4 protein-coding genes are annotated in these 3940 nt (G+C 56.4%); all 4 read left to right on the forward strand.

The features are described 5' to 3' along the window. Window positions 1-581, forward strand: a 581-nt coding sequence (locus ACILRN_RS16030) for an ABC transporter permease (RefSeq protein ID WP_395689968.1), incomplete at its 5' end; no start/stop codon positions are given. Between the two features lie 201 nt (window positions 582-782). Further along, window positions 783-1379 (forward strand): NAD(P)H-dependent oxidoreductase, encoded by a 597-nt coding sequence (locus ACILRN_RS16035; RefSeq protein ID WP_395689969.1) that lies wholly within the window; start codon window positions 783-785, stop codon window positions 1377-1379. A gap of 324 nt (window positions 1380-1703) precedes the next feature. Beyond that, window positions 1704-2573: a LysR substrate-binding domain-containing protein gene (locus ACILRN_RS16040; protein WP_395689970.1), complete on the forward strand. Its 870-nt coding sequence runs from the start codon at window positions 1704-1706 to the stop codon at window positions 2571-2573. Window positions 2574-2868: 295 nt separating this feature from the next. Next, a partial coding sequence (locus ACILRN_RS16045; protein WP_395689971.1) for an FAD-binding oxidoreductase occupies window positions 2869-3940 on the forward strand: 1072 nt, incomplete at its 3' end.

The raw sequence follows: 3940 nt of genomic DNA on the forward strand, positions 1-3940 counted from the left end.
TCACGGTTTCGCCGGTGCTGACCCCCGGGGTCATCATCGGCATCTCCACCGTGATCTTCTGGAAGGACATGATGGGCCTGACCGACTTCACCAAGGCGACCTTCTACAAGGGCATCATCCTGGCCATTCTCGGCCAGTCGAGCTTTGTGGCGGCCTATGCGCTGTTGATCATCATGGCGCGGCTGCAGCGCTTCGACCGCGCCCAGGAGGAGGCGGCCCTCGACCTTGGCGCCTCGCATCCGCAGGTGTTCTGGCACATATTGCTGCCGTTCCTGAAGCCCGCGATGATCTCGGCTGCGGTCATCGCATTCCTCTCAAGCTTCGAGAACTACAACACCACGACCTTCGCCATCCTCGCCGACAAGACGCTGGTGACCGTGCTCGCAGGCGAGGTGCGCCAGGGCACCACGCCCGCGCTTTCAGCGCTGGCCGTCATCATCATCGGTCTGTCGCTTGCCGGCGCCATCATCTACGAGGTGATGAAGCGGCGCGAGGAACGTGCCGCCGAACGCGCCAAGGAAAACGCCAAGCTCGCCGAGCGCAGCGACCTCGGCGAGGCGGCCGCCGCAGGCCTGAAGTAGAAGGCAATCGCCGCGCGAGTGCGATGCTGCATGAAACCGGCTCTGGCGTTCCTCAACAAAACTTGAGCCTATGCCACATTTTTCTTTTTGTCGACGAAAACAATCGGTGGAGTAAACTGCGAAGCATAGGCTTGGTTGATGTCGGCTTCCATGAGTGTCCAGCATATTCGCCATTCAAATGACTTACGAGGTTAGTCTCAAGTGCGACTTCTTTTTGTTCATGCTCATCCAGTTGTTGAGAGTTTCAACACTGCCCTGTTCAGGGCAAGTGTAGAGACTGCCCGGCTCAAGGGGCATGATATCAGAACGCTTGATCTTCATGCTGAGGGGTTTAACCCGGTGATGAGTGCTGATGAGCGTCGTAGTTACACGGACAGCGATCAGCTTCCATCCGATATCGTTCATCATATTGAGGCGCTGCAATGGGCCGAGGGTCTCATATTGGTCTACCCCACCTGGTGGTACGCGCAGCCTGCCATTCTAAAGGGTTGGTTTGACAGGGTCTGGCGACCTGGGATCAGCTTTACCCTGCGAACACGTACTGAGCCGATGCGTCCTGCGCTTACCGGTATGCGCCTTATCGGGGTCATCACGACCTTTGGCGCACCATGGTGGTTTTGGAGGTTTGTCATAGGCAGCCCTGGCCACAAGATCGTTCTGAGAGGACTTCGGTTTTGCACAGCTCCACGGACAAAGACTTTCTGGATGGGTCTGCATGAAATGGATGGACAGACCAAAGCAACCCGCCATCGCTACTTGCAGCGAGTCAGAGCGCGGATCGCCCGCATCCCTCTTTGAGACGGCCACACTATCAATAACTGGACGGGCAGACCACAAGAGGAGGTGATCTGACAAAGCTCTGGCGCTATCTATAGATCTTTCCAGGACTCAATCAGATTAGCCATCAAAATCGTCCTCATTCCGGGAGAACCAAGGCCGTACTGCTGCATGGACCTGCAATTCGCCTGGTTTTTCCGTTGCCTGTCTGGCTTGCGCCGAGCCGCCTGAACAGGGCAGTATGATGACCATGCGAGCCGAGAAAATTGACGAACCTGTGTTTTCCGTAGGACGACCACGGTCACACCCCACTTTTGATTTCGAAACTCGGTCAGGCGAGCGACCATGAAGTATCTTCCACCCCTGAATTGCATACGGTCCTTCGAAGCTTCGGCGCGGCACCTCAGCTTCACCCGGGCCGCCGAGGAACTTCGCATGACCCAGGCGGCGGTGTCTGGTCATGTCCGGATGCTTGAGCAGTTCATCGGTCGGCCGCTATTCTACCGAGCTCCACGCAGTCTGACTTTGACTGAGGTTGGGGCCGCCTACCTGCCAGCTGTACAGCGGTCGTTGTCACAAATTGATCTGGCAACAGGTCAGGTGCAAACGGTCCGCCATCGTAAGCAGATTGCCATCTCCAGCCCTGCCAGTCTTGCCACCAACTGGCTGCCCCAGCGCTTGCGGAGTTTTCGCGATCAGTTCCCAGAAGTTGAAGTTACCGTCCATGCAACTATATGGTCTGAAACGACGGAACAGGTGGTCGACCTGCGGATTGCGCCGCGTCATGTAAGCCAGCCACTCATTGGCCAGAGTCTGGGTGAGGAGCGACTAGCCATGGTTTGCTCTCCTGACTTTTTGAGGGGCCCTGATGCCATGACATCGCCCGCGGATGTTCACCGCAAGGGACTGATACATATTCTCAATCGGCAGGAGCTTTGGCAGGCGTTCGCGCACCATCATGGTATTCCTGAGCTTCCACTGGTGCAGGGATTGAAGAGCGACAGTTCCAACGTAGCCCTGGAAATGGCGGCTGCAGGACTCGGCTGCGCCGTCACACTGGCATCGCTGGCAGATATCCAATTGCAACGTGGCCTACTTGTTGAACCTTTTCCTGCCGATATTCCAAGCGGCTGGGGCTATGATCTGCGCCCTGGTGAGTTGCCACCGACTTGGGCGAGCGAAAGGCTATCTGCTCATCTGGTAGATTCGGTTTAGCCTCAAGCAGACGCCAAAGATCTTTACTGAGGCGAAGCCGTTTAAATCCAGTGGTACAAAAGAAAATCATGCGCCTGGCCATTGTTTTCCTTTTGCCACTCTGGTTGGGGATTATCTTAACCTCGAACCTGGCAGCGCTGAAACCGATGTGACCGCCAGGAGGTCCCATGACGATTGAACTCGTGTTCGCACCCGGGAACACTGCAAGAAGCCGATATCTGGCCCGTGCGCGATCCAATCCTAATCCTGCCGTCGCACTGCTTCCCGACTATACACCAGCACCGGGCCTTAGCCCATGACCCGTATTGATGATTTGATCAATGCCCTGGGCTCGATTCCTTATGAGACGAACCCCAAGCTTGTGGCGCAGCGGAGTCGAGACTTCTATTGGTACTCGCCTATCCTGAAGCGGCAACTTGATGGGGTGACGGGAGATATCATCGTATCCCCGCGCAGCGAAGCGGAAGTCATCGCAGCGATGTCAGCCTGTTTCCGGTTGGATATCCCTGTGACACCACGAGGTGGTGGTACAGGAAACTATGGCCAGGCCATGCCGCTCTCGGGCGGCGCTATTCTCGATCTGCGCAGCTTGAACCGTATCGTTAGCATAGAGCCTGGCAGAGTTTCGGTCGAGTCAGGCGCCGTAATCCACGACATCGACGACGCCACACGCAGCCATTCCGCCCAGGAACTACGCATGCATCCGTCAACTGCCCGCAACGCTACAATCGGTGGCTTTGTCGCCGGAGGGTCAGGTGGTGTCGGCTCCATACGCTGGGGGACCTTGCGAGATCCCGGCAATGTCATCAGCGCGCGCGTCGTCACCATGGAGGCGCAGCCCCAGCTACTCACTCTGAGCGGCTATGATCTTCACAAGGTTATTCATGCTTATGGCACGAATGGCATTATAACAAGCCTCGATCTGCCTCTGACTGCTGCCTATGACTGGATCGACATGCTCATCACCCATGGCGACTGGTTGCGGATCAATGGTTTTGCGGACACACTTGCGTGCCACGATGGCATATTACTGAAGCAACTCTGCACGATTGAGGCTCCGACGCCTCACCGGTATTTCGTAAGGCACCAAAAGTTTCTTTCACCCCGTGACCACGTCATTGTCATTATGGTAGCGCCTCATGCCATCTCTTCTCTTGAGGCGCTCTGCCGACAGGAGCGCATGACGATAGCTTTCCGTTCCGACGTTGTTCCTGAGGGCGAGAAGCGCAGTCTGCCGCCGGTTTACGAATTGACATGGAACCATACGACGCTGCGCGCGATCCGGATGGATCCAACGATCACCTATCTGCAGACTCTCTATCCAAATCCGAGGCATGTTGCGAAGATCGCGGAAATGTCTGCTTTGT

Source organism: Aestuariivirga sp. (assembly GCF_044238155.1).
Lineage (GTDB): Bacteria > Pseudomonadota > Alphaproteobacteria > Rhizobiales > Aestuariivirgaceae > Aestuariivirga.